The sequence below is a fragment of the Exiguobacterium sp. PHA03 genome (assembly GCF_041945985.1).
Taxonomy (GTDB): Bacteria; Bacillota; Bacilli; order Exiguobacteriales; family Exiguobacteriaceae; genus Exiguobacterium_A.
In genome coordinates, this window is the sequence record NZ_JAUTYQ010000002.1 from 14,799 (window position 1) to 37,254 (window position 22,456).

A 22,456-nucleotide genomic window follows, 5' to 3' on the forward strand; every position below is an offset into this window, starting at 1 on the left:
TGGTTTCATCATGAAATGGTTAATTACAGGAGCAACCGGAAAATTAGGCGCGCGGATCGTGCAACACCTCAGTGAACAAGTCGGCAACGAACATGTAGCAGTTAGTGTCCGCGACGTCGAAAAAGCAACAGAGCTTGCAGCACAAGGAATCGATGTCCGATACGGAGACTTTGATCAGCCCGAAACACTCGGACAAGCGTTTCAAGGAATCGATCGATTGTTGATCATTTCGACGGACGGTGAAGAGGCGACTCGGATCCGGCAACACCAAGCCGCTGTCACGGCAGCAAAAGAGGCAGGCGTCAAGCTGATCGGCTATACGAGCATCGCCAATGCGGCACACAGTACAAACGGACTTGCTCGAACGCATCGTGTCACAGAGGAAGCGATTCAAGCGACAGGTATCCCGTATGTCTTTTTCCGTAACAACTGGTATCTCGAAAATGAACTCGGAACGATTGACGCCGTCGCGCAAGGCGCAGACTGGTTAACGGCAGCAGGCGAAGGGAAAGTCGGATGGGCGTTACAAGATGAGTATGCGCTAGCAATTGCGACGGGACTGACGCTTGAGCATCCAAACCCCATCTATGAACTATCGGGTCCGTTGCATACACAAGCAGAACTCGCGACTGCAGTCGGAACAGTGCTTAACCGATCGGTCGCTTTAGATGAAGTGGATGAAGCGACATATGGTGAGCGGATGCAAGCAGCTGGCTTACCTGACTTCTTGATTCCAATGCTGACTGGTATCCAGGCAGATATCGCAGCCGGGACTCTGGCAGTAGAAAGTACTGATTTTGAAGCATTACTTGGTCGTCCCGTGACGACGCTGGAAGAGGGAGTCCGTCTCCTTTTGAAAAGATAAGTTCATCTGAACGTTTTCAGGATGAATGAGTAGGGTAAATCCCCTTTAGAAGCAATTAAAGGAGGAGCCCTACCATGAAACTGTCATCCTATCGTGTTAAGGAAGGCGAGCAAGTCTCGTTTTCGAATTACCCGACATCAGAAGAACATAAAATTTCGGAAGCAGAATTGCGAGAGAAACGGATTCCAAAAAGTGTTGAGACGTTACAAGAGTTACATTGGCGTTTGCATGCTGAAGAGAAAAATGGCGTCCTCGTCATCCTGCAAGCAATTGATGCAGCGGGGAAGGACGAGGCGATCAGCTATATCTTTTCTAACTTGAACGCACAAGGACTCCGAACGATTTCCGTCAAAAAACCGTCGGATACGGAGCAAAAACATGACTACCTATGGCGGATCCACGAAGGACTACCAGAAAAAGGGGAAGTCGGCATCTTAAATCGCTCCTATTATGAGGAAGTCATTGCCCCACGAATCCATGATTTGCTCGAGGAGGAAGAAAAGCCGGATGAGGGTGACGTGTGGCAGATGCGCTATCGTCAAATTAATGACTTTGAACGCTATCTCGTCGAGAATGGCTTCCGAGTCGTCAAGTTCTTGTTTCATGTCTCAAAAGAGGAGCAACGGCAACGGCTGTTGACTCGTCTGAAAGATCCAACGAAAAACTTCGAATTCTCGTTTAATGACATTGAGGAACGCAAGCACTGGGACGAATACCATGAGATTTTTGCTGAGCTCGTCTCAGCGACATCGACATCACATGCACCATGGTATATCTTACCGGCAGATGACGAATGGTATTCCCGTTATATCGTCACCGAAGTCATGAATGACGTCCTGAAGGAAATTGATCCGCAATATCCAAAGCTATCAGAAGAGGATCAGGAACAGCTGGATGAAGCGATTAAACGACTGGAAGAAGAAGCATAAACTATTTAAATACACCAAATGCGATTGTTCTCAGCAAGAGAACAATCGCTTTTTTAATACACTTAGAGTTGTATGAAATTCTATTTACTCATCATGATTTCTGAACTTCTGAACATCTCGGGACAAATGTCCTGTTCAAATCAGAAGGACTCTCGTTAAATGAGAGTATCATGGAAGAAGAGAGGAGTATGCATATGCGTGGTATCTTATTTGCGATTGCTGGTGGCTTTTTCTTAACGCTTCAAAGTGTCGCCAATGCCCGGATCAGTCAAACGATCGGGACGTGGCAAGCAGCGACGATCACTCAGATGACCGGGTTCATCGTTGCGATCCTCTTAGCGGTCGTCTTACGGGATCGTAGTTTTTCAGCGATGCGCCGTGTCAAACCGCTTTATCTAGCAGGAGGTGCCTTTGCGGCGATCATATTATTCAGCAACATGACGGCGGTCCACCGGATGGGTGTGACCTTGACGATTTCGCTCTTTTTATTAGCGCAATTAGCGCTGGCACTCTGGATTGACGGAAGAGGCTGGTTCGGCGTCATGAAACGCCGACTGCGGGGGCCGCAGATCATCGGCATCTTGATGATGGTTGCAGGCATCTTCATCTTAAAGAGCTAAGGAGGAGAAGAAGTGACGGACATTGTGAGCTATTTGGAACGGTATCAGTTAACGCATGTCTTTGATGTATCGCTACGCAAGGCGATGCACATCCAGACGTTCGCACCGGGTGAGGCTTTATGCCGACAAGGCGATGTTGCGCATGAACTGTACCTGCTCGTCGAAGGGAAATTGAAGATTACGCATATGTCGGCAACGGGGAAACGTCTCGTGTTGTCCTTCAAGCATCCGTTTGATCTCGTCGGCGATATTGAGTTCGTCCGAAAGATTGATTTGATGAACACGGTCGAGGCAGTGACACCAGTAACCGTCTTACGCATCGCCTATGCGGATTTGGAAGAGGCACGTGTACATCATTCTGCTTTTCTATTATTTTTACTCGAGACGATCACGAAAAAGTTTGAATTAAAATCGCATACGCTCAGCTTCAATCTGCTGTATCCGGTAGAAGTTCGGCTAGCCAGTTATTTGCTGTCGATGACACCTGATACGGATGCTTTTGCGAGTAAGGAACTGGTCGATGCGGCAGATTTGATCGGGACGAGCTACCGTCATGTCAACCGTGTCTTACGTCAGTTCGTCGACGATGGGTTGATTCGCAGAACGCAGCATACGATTGAGATCATTGATCGAGACGGATTGATGGAGCGCGTTGGAGAAAGCATTTACGAATGAAAGAGGTGCGACATGGTTACGGGAATCATCCTTGCTCTTTGTGGGGGCATGCTCGTTTGTATTCAAAATACGTTTAACGCAAAAGTCAAAGAACATGTCGGTGCTTGGGCGACGACGACGCTAGTCCTTGGACTCGGGTTCCTCGCTTCACTGACGATTGGTTTGATCGTCGAAGGGTCACAATTGTTTGCACTCGAACAGGCGCAAACTTGGTTTTGGTTCAGTGGGATCATCGGTGTCGGTGTCGTCCTCTGTGTGACGCAAGGAGTTCAACAACTCGGACCAAGTCGAGCGATTTCGATCGTCATGGTGTCGCAAATCTTATTTGCCTTGCTGTGGGACACGCTCGGCTGGTTTGGTTTACAGACCGTTCCGTTTACGTGGACGAAAGCACTTGGTGTCCTATTGATTGGTGGCGGCGTTCTGTTATTTCAACTGGGCGGGAAAACAACGACTGCACAACGCTTACGAAAAGGAGCTTGAATATGTTTTACACGACAGTATTATTCGATATTGACCATACACTACTTGATTTTGAATCGACGGAACGGATTGCCTTTCGCCATCTGCTCGAGCAACAAGATCTAACGTGGACGATTGAGCGAGAAGCGCGCTACAAGGAAATCAATCACGCGCTCTGGAGAGCACTCGAACGGGGTGAAGTGACACGTGAGGAAGTCATTCACTCGCGATTCGTGACGTTCTTTGCGGAAGAAGGACGAGAAGTCAACGGACGAGAAGTTGACGAAACGTATCGCGGATACCTCGCGCAAGGGACGGAATTGATTCCGGGTGCGACTGCCCTGTTAGAGCAACTAGAAGGGAACGTCGAGATGTACGTCGTCACGAACGGTATTTCGAAGACGCAACGCGCACGGCTCGAGGGGGCTGGATTAACGGACTTCTTTGAAGCGATTTTCGTTTCAGAAGAGACGGGTTTTCAAAAGCCGATGGCAGGATTTTTCGATCATGTGTTTGCGCGGATTCCACAATTCGACCCGGCGCGAACGATCATTATCGGAGATTCCTTGTCAGCTGATATTGCAGGTGGCAATCAAGCTGGTATCGCAACATGTTGGTTTAATCCAGAAGGAAAGCCGGCAACGGATATCAAGCCCACGTTTACGATTACCTCTTTAGCCGAACTACCTGCAGTGCTTGAAAACGCAGCAGTCCTTCAACAATGAATCAAATCAGTCGATAGGAAAGAGAAGGAAAGGGGGCGATCACCGTGCAACGATGTGATCAACAGACGCTGGAGGCAACTCCCGTCTAATTAAAAGGGGAAATGAACATGATTCAACTCGTACCGGTAACAGCAGAAAATTGGGAAGCTTGTTGTGAGCTGACGCTGACAGCAGAACAGCAGGACTTCATGGAAGCGAATGTCTATTCGATCGCGCAAGCGAAGTTCGAACCAAGCCTTGTCCTTCGGGCGATTATGATGGACGATACGGTTGTTGGTTTTGTGATGTACAACACGGAACTAGAAGAACTCGACGGTTACTGGATATACCGCATCATGGTTGATCAGGCGCAGCAAGGGAACGGTATCGGGCGATTAGCGATGCAAGCCCTGATTGAAGAGATGCGAATGTTACCTGCAGCGAAACGAATCGTCGTCGGCTATCGACCGGATAATCAGGCGGCGCACAGTCTGTATGCGAGTCTCGGCTTCATCGACCACGGGGACCGATTCGGTCGGGAAATGGCAGTACGATTAGAAGTATAAAACTTGATGAACCGTCGATTAAACAGGAGTCTCCTGACATGCTGTCGAACTAGAATCAGCATGTGAGCAACAAAGGAGTCTGATGAGATGAAAGTACGTCAAATGACAGCGGACGATTACGAAGAAGTCGTCCGGATTTACGAACAAGGGATAAAGACGGAGAACGCGACGTTTCGCACGGAAGCATTATCGTACGAAGAATGGACGGGACATCACCATGAACACAGTCGTCTCGTTGCGATCGAAGGCGAGCAACTGCTCGGATGGGTCGCATTAAGTCCATTTTCTTCGATTCCAGCATACGCTGGTGTCGCTGAAATCAGTCTTTATATCGCGGAAGAAGCACGCGGTAAAGGTGTCGGCACACGCTTGATGGAAGACGTCATTAAAGCAAGTGAAGCAGCCGGCATCTGGACCCTGCAATCGCAAGTCTTTCCGGAAAATCAAGCGAGTCTCCGCCTTCATGAACGTTTTAATTTTCGGGAAGTCGGTCGCCGGGAGCGAATTGGTCGGCTCGGAGGCAGATGGCGCGACACGGTATTGCTCGAGCGACGAAGCACATACCTTTAAAAGCAGGCAAGTGGACGCAATGTTCCCTTGCCTTCTTTGTGTTGAAAGCAAGGGATAACGGGAAAAGACAGACAGCAAAAGAAGGGGAGGGATCACGATGGATGATTTTTTTGGTGAAGGACTTGAGACCAATCAACAAAAGCGGAAACGCAAACTAGAGGAAATTTTTGATCAGTCGTTTGAATCGGAGCGCCGAGATTTTAATCAATCGTTGGAGCAGGACGTGACAGTTGCTTTGATCGGAGACGTCAATGCGGGAAAATCCTCGACCTTGAACGCAATTCTTGGTCGTGAAGTGGCAACGGTCGGAGCACGCCCAGGTGAAACGGTCCGCATCGATCAAGTAAGGCAACATCCGGAAGATAAAGTCATCTTCGTCGATACACCGGGACTAAATGATGCCAATACACAGAACTCGGAAGCGACATGGACGTATTATCAAAGTGCCGATGTCATCCTTTATTTTTTAAATGCGGCAGGTACTGTCTTGTCTGAGACAGAGACGAAGAATTTCCAGAAAATCTATCAACATAACCAAAATGTCTTGATCGTTGTCACGAAGATGGATGCGACGGATGATGTCGACACGATCGTTCGCCATATTGCAGAAAAACTACCAGGACCAAAAATCATTCCCGTATCAGCACGAGAAGGAACGAATATTGATCGGCTCCGCCGGGAGGTCCTCGATATCTTAAAAAAGTTCGACAAGGATAATGTGTTCGTTCGCCAGATGGATTCGACCGTTCGCGGGAAGATCGCCAACAATTGGATCGTGGGTGCCGGAACAGCTGCTGGTGCGATCGGTGCTGTCCCGTTTCCAGGAGCTGATATCATTCCGTTGACTTCAATTCAAATCGGTTTGATGCTCAAGTTATCAAATCTGTATGAACGACAGTTATCCAAGGAGAGTGCAAAAGAATTGCTTGTCGTGACGATCGTCGGAAACTCCGGAAAAACGGCTTTTCGGCAAATAGCGAAACTGGTTCCGGGATATGGTGCCGTCATTGCCGCAGGAGTCGCTTCGACCGCCACCCTTGCACTCGGATACGGAACGAAATATGTCTATGAGAATAAGCTCGAATTAACACCGGAACAACTAATGGGGTTCGTCAAACGATTCCGAAAGAAGGCGGAGGAGTCGTCAGAAGAGACAAACGAGTAATCTCCTTGCTATTCCATACAGCAATGAAGGGGGAGAACGTATGACACGCTTACTTGAAGAAATCAAACAGTATCAATCGGAATTTCGACAAAAGGCACCTGCTGAGAAACAACGCCTGATGGCGGAAGCGACAGCAGAACTAACTGCTTCTGGAGTCGCACAAGGTCTAGATGTCGGTGACACAATCCCACACTTTACGTTACCAGATGTATCCGGCAAACCTGTGGCGATCGAGACATTACTCGAGCAAGGTCCTGTCATCTTGACGTTCTACCGGGGTGGCTGGTGTCCGTACTGCAATCTCGAGCTTCGCGCTTACGAACGGGAGATCGAACGGATTCGCGCACTTGGTGCAACCGTTGTTGCAATCAGTCCGGAGACGCCTGATTTTGCTGAACAAACAGCGGATAAGAATGGCTTGAGTTTCCCTGTCTTAAGTGACGTTGATTTACATGTATCCCGTCAGTTCGACCTCGTGTTTGACTTACCGGATTATCTAATTGAGATTTACAAGGCATCAGGACTCGATGTTGCGAAGCATAACGGAAATGATGACTGGCAACTTCCTAAACCGGCAACGTTCATCATTGAGACAAGTGGTGTGATTCGTTTCGTAGAAGTGCCATCGGATTATACGAAACGCGTTGATCCAGAGCAGATCATTCCAAAACTTGATCAGAATTAAAAGCATGAAGATTAATTCAAACGGTCTAGCTTCTCTCTACTTGTTGGGAGAAGTCAGACCGTTTGAAGTTTCCCTTTATTTTGTATCAAGAAGTACTCGTCTCAGCCATTCTTGAAATTTGAGATCAGTCTGTTGCCAATCCATTGCCCGTGCAAAATGATGAGCGGAGATGCGAATGGCTTCGTACTCCTCTGGATCTCGGAAGCAAGCTCGCATTTCGGCAGCGAGTGCACCAGGTGTTTTGTTTTTAGCCATGTAGCCTGTCATACCGTACTGAACGGCGTCTCGGACACCAGGAGCATCGTATACGATGGATGGTGTTCCGACCGCCGCCGCTTCAATAATAGAAAAACCTACGCCTTCCCGTATGGAAGGGAAAAGGAGAGCGGTGGCACGACTCATCATGCGGCGCGTTTCTGTTTCAGTGACTGAATCGTAATATGTGATAGCATCCTTCACTTCTTTAGGAAGGGGAAGTGTAAGGTATTGCAAAAGATGAGAGCTGTTACGAATACCAATCAGCCAGAGGCGTGTCTCAGGAAACTCACGTTGGACCATGAGGAATGCCCCAATCGTATCTTGAAGTTCTTTTTCGTTCAGACGGTTGATATATAGAAAGGTTGGAACATGTTCTTTTAACTCCCATTCCTGTTCAGACCACGGGGAAAAGGAAAGTCCTGGCGGCAACATCGTGATATGACTGTTAGTAAAACCAGCACTTTGTAGTTCATCTACAACAGAGGGGCTGACAGTCAAGGCATGACTATCTTTATACCAGCTTAACCGTCGAGTCTCTGTCCATTCGCCAAGCTTTGAAAAAGGAAAAACAAGTGTCGTCGACCAACGCTCACGAATCAATTGATAAAGAAATAAAGTTCGTTTATGACGTGGAACATAAAGTGGTGTGAAGAAATGAAACCCATTCAAATGATCCAGAACTAAATCAATCGTTTTAGCATAAGACCAGTAATAATAAAGTGCATATGGAATAAGAGAAGCTGTCGTACCATAACGGAGGTAAGTGATACCATCTCGATACTCCGTCGGTGATCCGCCCTTGAATGAGACAGACAAATGGGTAACTCGGTAGGTAGTACTGACACGCCGCAACATTTCATGAATAAAAGTTTCAGCTTCTCCGGCTTGTGGATGTCGAGCATCACGCCAAGATAAAAAAAGTAGATGAGGTTTCATGTCGTACCTCCTTTGCGTAGAAAAAATTTGATCCGAAAGATCGGTTCTGCTACTAATCTTCTCTACAGTAGAAGGATATTCCTAGAAAATGCATCAAATCAATAGACTTCTGTTTCATCCATGATGTCCTGAAGCGTTACGTATAAAAGCTTTTGGGTAAAGAACAATAACGAAACGGGTAGGAGGAAAGCGCATGAAATGGAAGGGAAGAGAACGGAGTTCGAACGTCGAGGACCGGCGGGGAATGGGTGGGAAAGGAATCGCCGGTATCGGCGGTGGTGTCGGGATCATCCTGCTGATCGTCATCACTTTGATGGGCGGTAATCCAACTGAACTACTCGGAGACTTAACCGGTGGGGATCAGCAAAATACGACGTATGAGGAAACAGCGCAGGAAAAAGAAGCAGCGGACTTCGTCTCCGTCGTCTTGGCCGATACGGAACGAGTCTGGACGAAAGAATTTAAAGAAGATGGTAAGACCTATAAAAAACCGACACTCGTCTTATATACGGATCAAGTTAGTTCGGCTTGCGGACAAGCAGGGAAGTCCGTCGGTCCCTTTTACTGTCCCGGTGATCAGAAATTATACATTGATTTAAGCTTTTATGATGAACTGCAGACGAAATACGGAGCACCGGGCGATTTTGCGATGGCGTATGTCATTGCGCATGAAGTAGGGCATCATGTCCAGACGTTACTTGGAAAATCGGATGAGATCATGCCACTTCGAAAGCAAATGAGTGAGGAGAAGTTCAATAAATACCTCGTTCGATTCGAGCTACAGGCAGATTATTATGCCGGCGTATGGGCGCATCACGCGCAAGGAGAAAACTTGCTCGAAGAAGGCGATCTTGAAGAAGCGTTGACAGCAGCCAATGCTGTTGGGGACGATACGTTACAAGAGAAAGGACAAGGATATGTCGTACCGGAAAGTTTCACTCACGGCACATCGGCGCAACGAGAGCGTTGGTTCCAAAAAGGCTTTGATAACGGCACGATCGAAGGTGGAGACACATTCAAAGCGAAGAATCTATAAAACGAAGTAAAGACATACCTTTTGAAACATTTTCCAGTCGTTTCCGTAAAGAAGAGATAAGGATTCAAAGGGGAGTGTCGAAGTTGAAGCACATCAGTCTATTTTTGTTGCTGTATACGGCTGTCGTCGTATTGACGTACATCGTGTCACGATTTGCGCCAAACTTGTTGGTCTACATGGTCTATATTGCGATTGCGTCGTTACTCGTCATCACGGGCTATTTATTGAAACGGCTTGTACTGAAACGTTAAATACCAAAAAGGGGCTGACTCACATGTCGTCCTCTACAAAGATAAGGGTGGCAGAATGATGATCTGCCACCCTTATTTCGTAAAAAAAAGAATGACACGTCACACGTCACTCCTACAGGAAAAAGCGCATTATGCGCTGCCAGAGACAAATAAGACCCGCTTTCCTGCTTGAATGAAGCAGGAAAACTGGCTTGTGTCTCGCCTGAGGAAAGGACGTGAAAAGACGCGTCATTCTTTTTTGAGTCAGCCTCTTTCGCTATTTAAAAGCAATCTTATGAACGGAACATCGTCGGATCATCTGGAACGTTCTCCAGGTAAGTGATCCGTCCGTTTTCATTAAGACGTGCGATATCTTTTCCGTCTTGCGTGAAGACGCTACCGTCTGCCCGTTTTCCGCAAACTGCCCAGCGTGTTTCATACGTTCCTGGTGTTGTTTCTTCCCAGCCGGCGTACATGTGCTTAATATCCTGATTCGCCGTGAACACATGACGGACGAATTGTTTCCAGGCGTCGATGCCGTGCTTTGGTTGTCCGTTCAGAACGAACGTGATGTCTGTCGTAAACAAGGAAACGAGATCCTCGAACGCTTGTGCGTCCGTGCGTGACGCGTCGAATAAGTCGAAATAACGATTCAATACCATAGTAAAAACCTCTTTCTGTTCATTAAAGTGTCATCATCCGGTCTGTGATTAACGCATGCAACCGTTCTAAATGTTCCGGTGGACAGGAGGTATCGATTGCTTGACGGATCGAGCCGATTGATTCGCACTTCAACGTCGATTGCCAAGCATCTTCTGCCTCTGTCATCAGATTCGAGAGCAGACCGATCTCCTGTTCCTGAATCCCCATCAAATCTTCAAAGACACCACTTGACGCGTACAATGTCTGTTTGCCCTCAATGGCTTGATAGACATCGAAGATTTGAATTTCTTCTGCCGGACGTCGCAAGCGAAAGCCCCCTTTGACACCAGGTACGGAATACAACAGATCCGCCTGAACGAGTTTTCGTAAGAGCTTTTGGAAATAGGTCGGTGAAGCACCGAGTTGCTGACTAATGAACTCACCGGACAAAACGGCGCGCTCCGGCAGGAAGGTTAAGAGCAACATCGCATAAACGGATTGCTCGACTCCTGTTTTCATTTGCATAGAAAGACTCCTTTCGTTAAACGTGGATAATGTATATCCATAATAGTTCGATGATGAAAAATTGTCGAATGATATGCTCTCACAAAACCGTCACACCTTTTCGACAGCATCTGCATGGCATCCCCGTTCCGGATTCGGTATACTAAATGTACGATATGTGAAAATATTCACTAAAAGTCGTTCACACTTTGTGAAAGGACGTTTGTATATGAATCCATTAAAAGGAATCGTCCAGATTCCACGTAGTATTCTCATTCAATTCATCATTGCGGCTTTCTTAATGGGGGTCGCGGTCGTCGGTCAGTCATACGGCATCGTGTTGACGGTCGATCGCATTTTCCTAAAAGAACAACCGTTTGAAGCTGTCATTCCGTTACTACTCACCGTTCTCGGTATGTTGTTGCTCCGAGTCGCCGTGACGTATTGGAACGGTCGTCTTGGTACGACGTTATCGGCACACATGAAGCAGGCGCTTCGGGAAGCACTCGTTGCGAAATATACGAGTCGCTCAGTCGAGATGATGCTACAAGGGCAAGCGGGACAGAAGGTCAGTGTCTTGCTCGATGCAGTAGACGAGATGGACAGCTACTATAGTCAATATTTGCCGAAAGTCGTCCAGACGACGATCGTTCCCTTGATGGTCTTGATTGCGGCATTCAGCTATGACTGGATCACGGGTCTTGTCATGATGATCACGGCGCCGTTCATTCCGTTGTTTTACATCATCATCGGCATCATGACGCAAAAGCGGGCCGATGCTCAACTCGAGAAGATGACGGCATTCTCAGGAACGTTCCTCGATACGTTACAAGGACTGACGACGTTGAAGTTATTCGGTCGCGCGAAACGACAGCGTGACGTCATCGAAAAAAGCAGTCTCGATTTCCGAGATGCGACATTAACGGTCTTGAAGCTCGCCTTCTTGTCGTCATTGATGCTTGAGTTCATCTCGATGCTCAGCATGGGAATGATTGCACTTGAAGTTAGTCTGCGTTTGATTCTGTTTCAAAGCATCACCTTTATCCCAGCGTTCTTGATGCTCGTGTTGGCACCAGAATACTATCTTGCCTTAAAAGAGATGGGGGCTGCTTTCCACACGGGACGCGGTAGTGTGGCAGCAGCGAAACAGATCGCAGCCGAATTGACGGCAGACGATCGTCCTGTTGCATTCGGTCAATCGGAACTCACGATGAATCGTCCACCACAAATCGTCTTGGATGAAGTCGGCTTTACGTACCAAGAAGGACGTTTTGCCTTGCAAGATATCGGGCTTACGATTGAGCCGTATCAAAAGGTAGCGTTAATCGGTCGCAGTGGGGCCGGTAAATCGACCGTCTTGCAGTTGATTGCCGGACTCGCGGATCCACAAGAAGGACGGATTCTACTCGACGGAACCGAGCGCGGTCAGGTGGAGGAAACAAGCTGGTTTCGTCAGTTGAGCTACATTTCTCAACATCCGTATCTGTATGCCGGAACACTGGCAGAAAACATCGCGATTGGTGAGCTTCGTCAAGCGACGCCGGAAGAGACTTTCGAAGCGGCGCAGGCGGCAGGGCTCGAGGAGTTGATTGCGACGTTGCCTGAAGGGATCGACACGGTGATCGGAGAAGGTGGACGCGGTCTATCGGGTGGCGAAAAACAGCGTGTTGCGTTAGCACGAGCGTTCTTGAAACGCCCGAACGTCGTCGTCTTTGATGAACCGACGACTGGACTTGATGTCAAAACGGAGCGACTGCTCCAACAAGCGATTGAGCAACTCGGACAATCGGCAACGGTCATCACTGTCGCGCACCGTTTGCATACGATTGAACGATCGGATCAAATCGTCGTTCTCGACGGCGGACGAATCGTCGATCGTGGCACCCATGATGAATTGCTTGGTCGCGATTCGGAATATGCGCGGATGCGTAGCGTCCAGAGAGGGGAGGAAACACGATGAAGGAATTATTAGGAGTCTTTCGGTTGATGGTGCATCAAAAACGCGATATCGCCTGGTCGATCTTCTTCGGTGTCCTCGCCGGTGTGACAGCGGTCGGTTTATTCGCAGCAAGTGGTTACCTGATTTCAAAGGCAGCCTTGTTGCCACCGATCCAGACACTCGCCGTCTTGATCGCCCTGCAAAAAGTGTCGAGTCTGACGCGCGCCGTCAGTCGGTATGCGGAACGTTACTATTCGCACCGGGCGACGTTTACGATTCTTAGTGACATCCGAACGTCATTTTACCGTCGTCTCGAGCCGCTTGCGCCAGGGATTTTTGGTAAGTACCGCAGTGGTGACTTACTTGCGCGGATCGTCGGGGATGTCGAGAGTCTACAAAATACGTTCTTACGTGTCCTCTATCCACCGATCGTGTTACTGCTCGTTTTCTTCTGTACGATTTTTTTCGTCAGTTTCTTCTCATGGACGATTGCCGGGATTCTGTTGCTTGGTTTAATTCTGACCGGTTTCTTGATTCCGGGATGGTTCGCGTATCGTGAACAACGCTTCGCCCGTTCAGTCCGTGTTCGACGTGGTGACTTGTCGACAGAAGTGACAGAGTTATTCCAAGGCTATCGTGATTTGAAGATTTACCAACAGCTCGATCAAAAGGAACAGGACTTGAATGCCGTCGCGAAACGGTATGTCGAGGAAGAGAAACGTAATGGTTTACACGCTGTCTCGAACCTGGCCTTAAATACGATGGTGACGTTGATCATCTCTTGGCTTGTCCTCGGTGTGGGTGCCTATCTCGTCGCAAGCGGACAACTCGAGGGAGTTTTCCTCGCTTTACTCGTCATGACATCGCTGACCGTCTTTGAAAATGCGGCACCGATGGCGATCTTACCCGGCTTTTTTGAAGATAGCCGCCATGCTGCGAAACGACTCGATGAAGTCGTGACTGAGCAAGAGGAGCCGACGTACGCTCCGTTCGTCCTCGATCAGGCACCATCCTTTGAAACGAATGCGCTGACGTTTACGTTTCCTGATGCACCCCGTCCAGTCTTACGTGACGTCACTGTCTCGATTCCGGCTGGTAAGAAGACGGCGATCGTCGGAGCGAGTGGTTCCGGGAAATCAACGTTACTTCAATTGATGTTACGGATGTATCCGACGGACGGATTAACGATTGCTGGACAGGACAGTCAGACGGTTGATCCGGAAGGACTCTGGCAGCACGCGAATGTCGTCCTGCAACAAAATCACTACTTTTATGGAACACTTCGTGATAATCTACTTCTCGCAAACGAAGCAACGACGGACGAAGCGATGCGACAAGCACTCGATGATGTCGGATTAACGACATTCGAGTTGAGTGATCGTGTGTTTGAAAAAGGAGAGAACTTATCCGGAGGAGAAAAACAGCGGCTAGCGATTGCCCGCGTGCTCTTGCGAGAAGCATCGCTTTACTTGCTTGACGAACCGACGTCATCCGTTGATGCTTTGACGGAACAGATGATTCTCAAGCGACTGTTTGCGCGAGCAACGGATGCGACACTTGTCCTCGTCAGCCACCGCTTAGCAGGTCTTGAAGCGATGGATCAAATCATCGTCATGGATCAGGGTCACGTCATCGAAGTCGGAACGTATGCCGAATTGATGACACGACAAGGGGCGTTTTATGAGTTAAAACAAGTCGAGCAGTCGGTGTTTGCTCCGATTGGATAAAAAGTATGAAAGGCAATGAATCAAGTAAGGTTCATTGCCTTTTTTATTTAGCTTGGAAGAACTGAAAAGACATGACAGTCCACCTCTGAAATGGTAAAGTCTAGAAAAAACGTGGAGGGGTTTCATGGATATCAAACAATCATCCATCGTCGTCGATCAGACGACCGTTTCATATGATCATTTTCAAATGGGATCCAAACAGGTCTGCTTCTTGATTTCGGGAGCATCGTACGTATACGACCATCCATACTTTTACTACAGTCGAATGGCATTACTCGCGCGAGGCATCGATGTCATCTGCATTCACTATGTGACAGAAGATCTATTTTCAATGTCAGACGCTGAATCAAATGCCTGCATGACGCGCCGGGTTGACGCTGTCGTCTCGGAAGTGCTGGCAAAGCATCCATACGAAAACGTTCAGTTTATCGCAAAATCGTTAGGCACGATTCCGCTTGCTGCGTTACTTGCTAAGCCGAGTCTACAGACAGCACGCTTCGTTTTCTTAACACCCGTCCTAAATGAAGTGGTTGAACAAATCGCCACATCGACGCAAGTTGGACTGATCGTCATTGGCACGGCCGATAAGTTTTATGATGAGGCAGCACTTGAAACGTGTCGGACATCACAATTAATGATCGATGTTATCGAAGGAGCGAATCATTCACTCGATCAAGGATTTGAGGTCGATTCGTCACTTGCAGTTCTCAGACATGTCATTCGTCAGATCGAAGCCAGTCTATTCGAACCGCTACATCAGTAAAAAATCCGTCCAGCAGAGAGGCTGCTGGACGGATTTTTTTAGTATGGACGAAGTAAGGCGCGAACGGGACTACCATCGCCGTCGACGAGCGGGAGCGGGACGGCATTCAAGTGGTAATCACCAGGCGTGATCGCATCGAGGACGAGTCCTTCGAGGATATGGATTCCATGCTGTGCCAGTGCGTGATGGGCTGCCATTTCCTTGCTATCAATCGCATCGACGCTTGGTAAGTCAAGACCAATCAGCAAAATCCCGAGTTCTCCGAGACGTTCAGCAAGACTTGGTGTCAACACAGGAATCGTCTCTGGGAAAGTCGATTTGTCGATCCAACCATCCGTTTTGATGATCAAGCGCTGGACGTCATTTAGCTCAAAGCCATCTAAATCAGCGGCTGTGATTTCTGTACGCCCTGGTAAGTAAATGACACGCGCATGTCCGATATAGAGGTCTGGATCCAGGTCGATGATTTTTTGTCCAGCATCATCAAAATGAAACGGCGCGTCGACATGGGTACCGGTATGCAAACTCATCGTAACTTTGCCGACGTTAACGGAACCGGTGTCTGCCTTATTCCATGTCAATGTGGCTTCAAACGGTGTATCCCCCGGCCACGTCGTGACGTGACGATCAAGTGGTTGTGAAACATCAATCCATCGTGTCATCGTTTCATCCTCCTCATAATGTCGTGCGGACCGACCACAGTTCCGGGAAGAACCGGTGGTCGAGCACACGCCGTAGATAACTGACACCAGACGAACCGCCCGTTCCTGGTTTTTGTCCGATGATCCGTTCGACGGTACTCATATGGTTAAAGCGCCACATCTGTTGCTGGCTTCCGATATCCAGTAGTTTTTCACCGAGTTCATACAGATCCCAGTATTGCTCGACATCTCGATAGACGCTTGCCCAAGCGGCCTCGACACTTGCATTCGGCGTCCAGTCTTCCGTGACATCACGCTCAAGGACGGACGCGTCGATCGGTAGTCCATGACGCGCCATCGCGCGAATCGTTTCATCGTAGATGCTTGGTGTCTTCAAGTCTTCGAGCATCATCGGATAGAGTGTTTCATCATGTGCATAGACTTTTAGCATCTGCTCATTCTTGAAACCGAGCGCGAATTCGATTTGACGGTTTTGATACGACTGAAAACCGGACGAATGACCGAGCGCGTCACGGAATTCCAGATATTCGGCAGGGGTCAAGGTCGACAAGACATTCCACGACTGGATCAACTGGTGCTGAATCTTTGAAATCCGTGCGAGCATCTTAAACGATGATTCGAGATCATCGTTTGCAACGGCTTGCGTCGCTGCACGCATCTCATGCAGGATCAGCTTCATCCATAGCTCGCTCGTTTGATGAATGATGATGAACAGCATCTCGTCATGATGCCCCGATAAGCGATGTTGACTCGTAAGCAATGGATCCAGTTGCAAATAATCCCCATAGGACATATCTTTCTTAAAATCCGTTTGAATCGATGCTTCAATAGACGTAGGATCTGTCTTTGTCATTCCCATTCATCCCCTTTATCGAGTTAATTCAGTTTTCGTTTTTCAGCGGTCTTCAGTTGTTCTGGATGCGCCCGTTTCCAGAAGAAATAGGCGATAGATAAGAACACTAACCACGGTATACCAAACTTCAAGACGATTTGGAAATCTGTGAACCATGTCGTCAGGACGAGTGCGAATAACAACAATGCACCGAGGGCCGTCAGATACGGATAGCCCATCATCCGAACCGGTAACGTCCGTCCACCTTCACGTTCCCAGGCTTTACGGAAGTAGAGGTGGGAGATGAAAATCATGAACCATGTGAAGATCGCCCCGAACATCGAAATCCCCATCATGAACGGATAAGAGACGCTCGACTGACTGCTGATGATCGCAGCGAGAAAAATGCCGAGTGTTGATAAGGCGAGTGCGAAGAGCGGTACACCTTTTCGATTTAAACGACCAAATACTTTTGGCGCATATGTTGCCTTGGATAATGAATACATCATCCGTGTCGAAGCATACAGCTGACTGTTCATCGCGGAGAGCGCTGCCGTCAGGATGATGAAGTTCATGATACCGCCTGCATATGGAATCGATAGCATCTCCATTACTTTGACGAACGGACTTTGATCGACGCCGCCTGCTTGTTGCCACGGGACAATCATCAACATTAAAGCAATCGTGACGACATAAAACGTCGAGAGACGGAAAACCGTCGCTTTTAATGCTTTCGGTACGGCAACGTCCGGGTCCTTTGCTTCACCGGCAGTGACAGCAATCAATTCCGTTCCGAGGAAACTGAACAGGGAGATGAAGATCGCAATCCAGAGACCCGAGAAGCCGAATGGCATGAAGCCACCATCATTCGTGAAGTTTTGTGGACCAATCTCAGGGCTCGGACTACCGATGACCAAGTAAGCACCAAGCAGGATGAACAGTAAGATGGCACTAATCTTAATGACCGAGAACCAGTACTCAAAGGTTGCGAACGTATTGACTGTCGTAGCATTGATGTAAATCAACGCGGCAGCGAATACGAGAATCCAGACGACCCCAGGAACGTCCGGGAACCAGTATTTCATATAGATGGCGATCGCACTAACTTCAACGCCGATTGCGAGAACGTTTGCGATCCAGTACGAATAGCGGACGAGAAAACCCGCGTACGGACTAATGTATCGTTCAGCAATCGTACCGAACGAGCCAGATGTCGGATGGGCGACCGTCATTTCAGCCAGACAGCCCATTAAAAGTAGGACGATGAAGGCGCCGACTGCGTAACTGATCAAAACGCTCGGTCCAGCAAGACCGATTGCAAGCCCACTTCCGAGGAAGAGACCGGTACCGATCGCGCAGCCCATTGCAATCATCGTGAGTTGGCGTGTCTTGAGTTCACGCCGTAGTTCAGTAGGTTGTTCCATGGTGTACTCCTTAAGCAACGACTTCGCGTTCATTCGCGAAACGTTCGTATTCTTTATCTTCCATGATTCGTTTAAGTGTCGCGACGACGTCATAGACATCGGTAAACGTGTTGTAGAGCGCGACGGGTGCTAGACGGACGATGTTCGGTGCCCGGAAATCGGGGATGATCCGATTTTCCTTGAGTGCTTTACAGATCCGCGCCGCTTCCGGGTGCTCGAGGCTGAGATGCGCCCCACGGCGTTTATCGTCAATTGGATTTCCGATGACGAAACCGTACGGTATGAGTTCCTGCTCGACAAGGTCCATCATGTACTGCGTCAGGGCGAGTGACTTCGTTCGGACGGCTTCAATACCGACTTCGTCAAACATCTCTAACGCACCGATTTGTGGGGCGAGACTTAAGACGTGTGGTGTTCCAATCTGGAAGGCACCTGCGTGCTCGGCCGGTGTCATCGTGTGATCCATGTCAAACTGCTTGTCCTTGCGCGAACCGAACCAGCCCGTCAGCCCAGGCAACGTTCCGAAATGACGTTCGTGGACGAATAATCCACCGACTGTTCCAGGACCGCCGTTCAAGTGCTTGTAATTACACCAGTAAGCAAAGTCGACGCCCCAGTCATGGAAAGCGTGCGGAACGGCTCCGACGGAGTGACAGCCATCAAAACCAATCAAGATACCGCGGTCGTGTGCCGCTTTCGTTAAACGCTCCATATCAAGAATCTGTCCGCTTCGGTACAGCACGGCAGGCAAGACAATCAAAGCGATATCGTCTGTCATCGCGGCAATGATATCGTCCTCCTCTAAAAAGCGACTATCATGACTTGGTACTTGGACGAGATGTGTCTCCGGATCCAGTCCGCGTAAACGAAGCTGACTTTGTAAAGCATAGATGTCCGACGGGAACGTCAGCGCATCCGCTAAAATCTTATCTCGTCCTTCTGTTGGTTGGAAGAATGTCGCGACGAGTTGATGTAGATTGACGGTCGTCGAACCGGTGACCATGACTTCTTCCGCTTGTGCGCCGACAAGCGGAGCGTTGAGGGCAGCGAGACGTTCTGATAATTCGAACCAAGGATGACGTCCTTTCATCCAGCCGTCGATTCCGAGTTCTTTCCAGTCTGATAGCGACTCGAGCAACGTCTTCTCGGCACGCTTCGATAATAAACCGAGCGAGTTTCCGTCCATATAGATACTACCCGGTTGCAGATAAAACTCATCACGATAGGCGGCGAGTGCATCTTGCTCGTCCCGAGCAACGGCATCCGTCCGTTTTGCTTGTAATGTCATACGTCATCCTCCTCAAATGAATACTCAATCAATTTTGACAAAAGCGTAGCAAACAAATTGACATTGTGTCAATATTATCGAATAGAGAAAACAAAAGGAGTGAAGGACATGTCATCTTCTCAACCAGAAAAAATCGATAAACGACATCTGCGCACAGTGCGGACACGCGAAAAACTGTTGAGTGCGGCACGTGACGTCTTCTTAGAACAAGGGTTTCAAACGTCAACGATTTCACAAGTGATCAAACAAGCTGGCGTCGGCTACGGAACAGCCTACGTGCATTTTGAAGGGAAAGATGAGTTGCTCGTCGTCCTGATGGAAGATGTCATGAGTCGCTTCCATGCGATTGCGGAACGAACATTTGAACCGACGACGTCGCTAGAGGCAAAGGAACGTATCGTGACGCAAGCTACGGATTTCTTACGTCTCGCGGAAGAAGAACGAGCGATGCTACGGATCGTTGAGCAAGCAATCGGCGTCTCTTACATCGTCCGTGCGAAATGGAAAGCGATTCGAGAACGCTTCATCGATCGGATCAGTCAGGACATTCAATATGCGCAGGAGACAGGACTCGCGCGACAAGATGTCGATCCGAAGCTCGTCGCCCGTGGCTGGTTCTTCGCGAACGAGATGTATTTATTCGAAGTCGTCCGTGAAGAAGCAACAGCGACGATTGAAGAGATCGCACACGTCTTAGCGACGATTTATACGCAAGGACTCTACCGGATCGAGGATTGATGAACGGACAGGAAGGGAACGTTTCAAAGTAGAAGGGAGCGTGACCGGGATGCCATTTGATTACGATCTCGATTTCAAGACGACGGATTTTCGCAAGGAGCCGGAAAAATACCGGGTTGGACGCGGGGAGCAAGGGGTCTTGCTCGTCGAACCCTATAAAAGTGAGATTTTGCCACATTGGCGTTTTAAGACGCCGGACATCGCGAAGGAATCCTCTGAGAAAATTTATGAGATGTATTTAGCTTATAAAGAAGACGGGGACTTCGTCGGCATGGATATGGCGCGGAAGTTCATTCAGATGGGGCATACGCGTGCGCGACGTTACGCGAACTACAAGGGTGGGCGCAAATATAAAGATAAAGAGACCAAAGAATTACACACACGCGAAATCGACGAAGAAAAAGCAAAATCCGCGGCCATCTTCCAAGAAAAATGGGATTTGATTCGGGCGGACGAAGAATACCTTGAACTCAAACGTGCGCATCAAAAGCAGTACGGATAAGTCATTTCAAAATAAAGGGAATCCATTCAAACCATGCGATACTGAAAAGAAAACGGGAGGCATGAGGATGAACCGTTGGTGGATTCCGCTGTATCCGATCGGTCTATTTTTACTGGTCGATCACTTTTTCTATGATATTTCATTGATATGGCTTATCATGCTTGGTATTGTGAGCATCCTTTTAAGTATCCGTCCGAAGCGACCATCCTTTTCGTCATATCGTCCATTAATGATTGGGACGTTTTTGATCGGCTGTGGTCTGATGCCATGGTTGACGCTGGATTTTACAGGAGTCGTCTTCGTCTTCTTGTTAACAGAAATCGCTGCAAAACTGCTCGTGTCAGTAACGGAGGAACAATTCGTATGACGAACGAATAGGGATAAAGGAAATAGCCTCGATTACTCTGTCCAATAGGATAGAGCGATCGAGGCTATTTTTGATTCGTTTAAGAACTCTGTTCGACCTTGGCAATTAATCGTGCTTGACGTTTTTGCCAGATGAATGATCCGATGAACGTCACGACGAGGAAGATCAGACCAAGTGCGAATGGATAGAAAATGTTGACGTCATACAGTACACCGGCAAGCGTCGGTCCGAGCACGTTCCCGATGCTCATATAGGCATTGTTCATTCCCATAGCAAAGCCTTGCTCATTACCAGCGAGCTTTGAAATCATCGTATTCAAGACGGGGCGTAAAATCGATGTCGCAAGGAAGATGACGAGGGTAATCGCAAAGAATCCACCGTAACTTGATGTCAATAATGACAACAGGAAGCCGAGTGCTGCGATGAACAGGAACAGGTTCAGGACCTTTCCTTCGCCTAAATTACGGGATAACTTATCGACGATGAAGATTTGAGCAATGACGCTGATGATTCCAGTTGACGTCACCATGATCGCGATGTCCTTCGGTGAAGCACCGAATTGATCATCAACGAACAGACCGAGTACCGATTCGTATGCCATGAGACCAAAGCTCATGACGAGTGTAATGACGAGCGGTACGAAGTACGGTTTTTTAAACGATGTCCCCAGTTTCTTAAGCATCGACCCTTCATCTGGTGCCATCGCTGTTGCATCGTGTTGTTCGCTTTCTTGAAGTAACAGGACGCTGAATAAGACAGCTGCACCCGAGACGATCGCTGAGATGAGCAACGGCAATTTTAAGTCATACTCGGCAAGGAATCCACCGATTCCTGGACCGATGACGATCCCGAGTGACATCGCAGCTGAAACATAGCTGTTTCCTTTTGCACGTTGATCCATCGTCGTGATGTCCGCAACGTAAGCAAAAATCGCTGGAATCAGGAGTGCGGCACCGGCACCACCGATTGCGCGCGAGATGTAGAGAACCGTGACAGAGTTTGAGAAATAGAAGACAAACATCGAGAGCGTCAAGCCGATCAATCCATAGATGATCATCTTACGACGACCATATTGATCTGCCCATTTACCAGCAATCGGTGACATGACGAGCTGTGCTCCGGCAAAGATGGCAATCATTAATCCAGCCGCCGTTCCACCTTGTCCAATCGACGCTAAGTAAGCGGGTAGAATCGGAATGATGATCCCGAAGCTCCCGACCGCAATAAACATATTGATCATGAGAACCGTTAATTTTTTTCGTTGATCCGCGTGCAAGGGGACCCCTTCTTTCGACCCGCTTTTTGTAAGCGGTTATTTGTTTCACCTTCATTATCTTAGATTCAAGCTAAAGCGTCTGTCAACGTAG

Annotated in this window: 26 protein-coding genes; 18 read left to right on the forward strand and 8 right to left on the reverse strand. The window is 48.4% G+C overall.

Going from position 1 to position 22,456, the window contains the following annotated elements; all coding sequences use genetic code 11:
* The first annotated feature begins 10 nt into the window (after nucleotides 1-10).
* From Q7C19_RS11230 to Q7C19_RS11275, 10 genes are all read left to right on the forward strand, one after another.
* Nucleotides 11-865 (forward strand): SDR family oxidoreductase, encoded by an 855-nt coding sequence (locus tag Q7C19_RS11230; protein ID WP_035411591.1) that lies wholly within the window; start codon nucleotides 11-13, stop codon nucleotides 863-865.
* Between the two features lie 74 nt (nucleotides 866-939).
* Nucleotides 940-1,794: a PPK2 family polyphosphate kinase gene (locus Q7C19_RS11235; RefSeq protein WP_290748483.1), complete on the forward strand. Its 855-nt coding sequence runs from the start codon at nucleotides 940-942 to the stop codon at nucleotides 1,792-1,794.
* Nucleotides 1,795-1,988: 194 nt separating this feature from the next.
* Nucleotides 1,989-2,414: a DMT family transporter gene (locus Q7C19_RS11240; protein ID WP_035411585.1), complete on the forward strand. Its 426-nt coding sequence runs from the start codon at nucleotides 1,989-1,991 to the stop codon at nucleotides 2,412-2,414.
* Nucleotides 2,415-2,426: 12 nt separating this feature from the next.
* The gene (locus Q7C19_RS11245; protein WP_056064548.1) at nucleotides 2,427-3,089 is read left to right on the forward strand and encodes a Crp/Fnr family transcriptional regulator; all 663 of its coding nucleotides are present in this window, start codon (nucleotides 2,427-2,429) and stop codon (nucleotides 3,087-3,089) included.
* 12 nt (nucleotides 3,090-3,101) lie between these two features.
* The gene (locus Q7C19_RS11250) at nucleotides 3,102-3,572 is read left to right on the forward strand and encodes a DMT family transporter (RefSeq protein ID WP_290748479.1); all 471 of its coding nucleotides are present in this window, start codon (nucleotides 3,102-3,104) and stop codon (nucleotides 3,570-3,572) included.
* 2 nt (nucleotides 3,573-3,574) lie between these two features.
* On the forward strand, nucleotides 3,575-4,276 hold the full coding sequence (locus Q7C19_RS11255; protein WP_290748476.1) for a YjjG family noncanonical pyrimidine nucleotidase: 702 nt from the start codon (nucleotides 3,575-3,577) through the stop codon (nucleotides 4,274-4,276).
* A 107-nt stretch (nucleotides 4,277-4,383) separates the two neighbouring features.
* Nucleotides 4,384-4,821, forward strand: a complete 438-nt coding sequence (locus Q7C19_RS11260; RefSeq protein WP_375092163.1) for a GNAT family N-acetyltransferase — start codon at nucleotides 4,384-4,386, stop codon at nucleotides 4,819-4,821.
* Between the two features lie 87 nt (nucleotides 4,822-4,908).
* Nucleotides 4,909-5,391 carry a GNAT family N-acetyltransferase gene (locus Q7C19_RS11265; protein WP_375092164.1) on the forward strand — a complete coding sequence of 161 codons (483 nt, stop codon included), beginning with the start codon at nucleotides 4,909-4,911 and terminating at the stop codon, nucleotides 5,389-5,391.
* Nucleotides 5,392-5,488: 97 nt separating this feature from the next.
* Complete coding sequence (locus Q7C19_RS11270) at nucleotides 5,489-6,556, forward strand: YcjF family protein (protein ID WP_375092165.1); 1,068 nt, start codon at nucleotides 5,489-5,491, stop codon at nucleotides 6,554-6,556.
* A gap of 40 nt (nucleotides 6,557-6,596) precedes the next feature.
* A complete protein-coding gene (locus tag Q7C19_RS11275) occupies nucleotides 6,597-7,241 on the forward strand; it encodes a peroxiredoxin-like family protein (protein WP_375092166.1) in 645 nt (214 codons plus the stop codon).
* Nucleotides 7,242-7,316: 75 nt separating this feature from the next.
* Here Q7C19_RS11275 and Q7C19_RS11280 read toward each other — a convergent pair whose 3' ends face one another.
* Complete coding sequence (locus tag Q7C19_RS11280; RefSeq protein ID WP_308102256.1) at nucleotides 7,317-8,435, reverse strand: glycosyltransferase family 4 protein; 1,119 nt, start codon at nucleotides 8,433-8,435, stop codon at nucleotides 7,317-7,319.
* A gap of 193 nt (nucleotides 8,436-8,628) precedes the next feature.
* Here Q7C19_RS11280 and ypfJ point away from each other — a divergent pair, with 193 nt between their 5' ends.
* Together ypfJ and Q7C19_RS11290 are read left to right on the forward strand one after the other, a co-directional pair.
* The gene (gene ypfJ / locus Q7C19_RS11285; RefSeq protein ID WP_056064528.1) at nucleotides 8,629-9,471 is read left to right on the forward strand and encodes a KPN_02809 family neutral zinc metallopeptidase; all 843 of its coding nucleotides are present in this window, start codon (nucleotides 8,629-8,631) and stop codon (nucleotides 9,469-9,471) included.
* 74 nt (nucleotides 9,472-9,545) lie between these two features.
* Nucleotides 9,546-9,722 carry a hypothetical protein gene (locus Q7C19_RS11290; protein WP_375092167.1) on the forward strand — a complete coding sequence of 59 codons (177 nt, stop codon included), beginning with the start codon at nucleotides 9,546-9,548 and terminating at the stop codon, nucleotides 9,720-9,722.
* A gap of 272 nt (nucleotides 9,723-9,994) precedes the next feature.
* On the opposite strand, the gene Q7C19_RS11295 is transcribed toward Q7C19_RS11290, so the two are convergent.
* Complete coding sequence (locus Q7C19_RS11295; RefSeq protein WP_035411560.1) at nucleotides 9,995-10,363, reverse strand: nuclear transport factor 2 family protein; 369 nt, start codon at nucleotides 10,361-10,363, stop codon at nucleotides 9,995-9,997.
* Nucleotides 10,364-10,385: 22 nt separating this feature from the next.
* Nucleotides 10,386-10,868: an Rrf2 family transcriptional regulator gene (locus tag Q7C19_RS11300; RefSeq protein ID WP_375092168.1), complete on the reverse strand. Its 483-nt coding sequence runs from the start codon at nucleotides 10,866-10,868 to the stop codon at nucleotides 10,386-10,388.
* A 208-nt stretch (nucleotides 10,869-11,076) separates the two neighbouring features.
* On the opposite strand from Q7C19_RS11300, the gene cydD reads away from it, so the two are divergent.
* The 3 genes from cydD to Q7C19_RS11315 all read left to right on the forward strand — a co-directional run bounded on the left by cydD (nucleotide 11,077) and on the right by Q7C19_RS11315 (nucleotide 15,276).
* Nucleotides 11,077-12,807 carry a thiol reductant ABC exporter subunit CydD gene (gene cydD / locus Q7C19_RS11305; RefSeq protein WP_290748453.1) on the forward strand — a complete coding sequence of 577 codons (1,731 nt, stop codon included), beginning with the start codon at nucleotides 11,077-11,079 and terminating at the stop codon, nucleotides 12,805-12,807.
* Nucleotides 12,804-14,513 carry a thiol reductant ABC exporter subunit CydC gene (cydC, locus tag Q7C19_RS11310; RefSeq protein WP_290748450.1) on the forward strand — a complete coding sequence of 570 codons (1,710 nt, stop codon included), beginning with the start codon at nucleotides 12,804-12,806 and terminating at the stop codon, nucleotides 14,511-14,513. Before cydD ends, cydC begins: the two co-directional genes overlap by 4 nt.
* Nucleotides 14,514-14,637: 124 nt before the next feature.
* Nucleotides 14,638-15,276, forward strand: a complete 639-nt coding sequence (locus tag Q7C19_RS11315) for a cyclase (RefSeq protein ID WP_375092169.1) — start codon at nucleotides 14,638-14,640, stop codon at nucleotides 15,274-15,276.
* Between the two features lie 38 nt (nucleotides 15,277-15,314).
* On the opposite strand, the gene kynB is transcribed toward Q7C19_RS11315, so the two are convergent.
* From kynB to kynU, 4 genes are read right to left on the reverse strand one after another with little or no spacing between them, the layout of a single operon-like run.
* Nucleotides 15,315-15,938: an arylformamidase gene (kynB, locus tag Q7C19_RS11320; RefSeq protein WP_375092170.1), complete on the reverse strand. Its 624-nt coding sequence runs from the start codon at nucleotides 15,936-15,938 to the stop codon at nucleotides 15,315-15,317.
* A gap of 13 nt (nucleotides 15,939-15,951) precedes the next feature.
* Nucleotides 15,952-16,791, reverse strand: a complete 840-nt coding sequence (kynA, locus tag Q7C19_RS11325; RefSeq protein WP_056064509.1) for a tryptophan 2,3-dioxygenase — start codon at nucleotides 16,789-16,791, stop codon at nucleotides 15,952-15,954.
* 23 nt (nucleotides 16,792-16,814) lie between these two features.
* Nucleotides 16,815-18,194, reverse strand: coding sequence for an amino acid permease (locus Q7C19_RS11330; protein WP_035411537.1), 1,380 nt, complete (start codon nucleotides 18,192-18,194; stop codon nucleotides 16,815-16,817).
* 10 nt (nucleotides 18,195-18,204) lie between these two features.
* Nucleotides 18,205-19,482, reverse strand: coding sequence for a kynureninase (gene kynU, locus Q7C19_RS11335; RefSeq protein WP_375092171.1), 1,278 nt, complete (start codon nucleotides 19,480-19,482; stop codon nucleotides 18,205-18,207).
* A gap of 108 nt (nucleotides 19,483-19,590) precedes the next feature.
* On the opposite strand from kynU, the gene Q7C19_RS11340 reads away from it, so the two are divergent.
* The 3 genes from Q7C19_RS11340 (at nucleotide 19,591) to Q7C19_RS11350 (ending at nucleotide 21,089) form a co-directional block, all read left to right on the forward strand.
* A complete protein-coding gene (locus tag Q7C19_RS11340; protein ID WP_290748437.1) occupies nucleotides 19,591-20,220 on the forward strand; it encodes a TetR/AcrR family transcriptional regulator in 630 nt (209 codons plus the stop codon).
* 49 nt (nucleotides 20,221-20,269) lie between these two features.
* The gene (locus tag Q7C19_RS11345; RefSeq protein ID WP_075642788.1) at nucleotides 20,270-20,722 is read left to right on the forward strand and encodes a DUF4385 domain-containing protein; all 453 of its coding nucleotides are present in this window, start codon (nucleotides 20,270-20,272) and stop codon (nucleotides 20,720-20,722) included.
* A gap of 67 nt (nucleotides 20,723-20,789) precedes the next feature.
* Entirely contained in the window at nucleotides 20,790-21,089 is a 300-nt protein-coding gene (locus tag Q7C19_RS11350) for a hypothetical protein (RefSeq protein ID WP_035411525.1), read from the forward strand.
* A gap of 79 nt (nucleotides 21,090-21,168) precedes the next feature.
* On the opposite strand, the gene Q7C19_RS11355 is transcribed toward Q7C19_RS11350, so the two are convergent.
* Nucleotides 21,169-22,365: an MFS transporter gene (locus Q7C19_RS11355; RefSeq protein ID WP_290748430.1), complete on the reverse strand. Its 1,197-nt coding sequence runs from the start codon at nucleotides 22,363-22,365 to the stop codon at nucleotides 21,169-21,171.
* Nucleotides 22,366-22,456 lie beyond the last annotated feature (91 nt).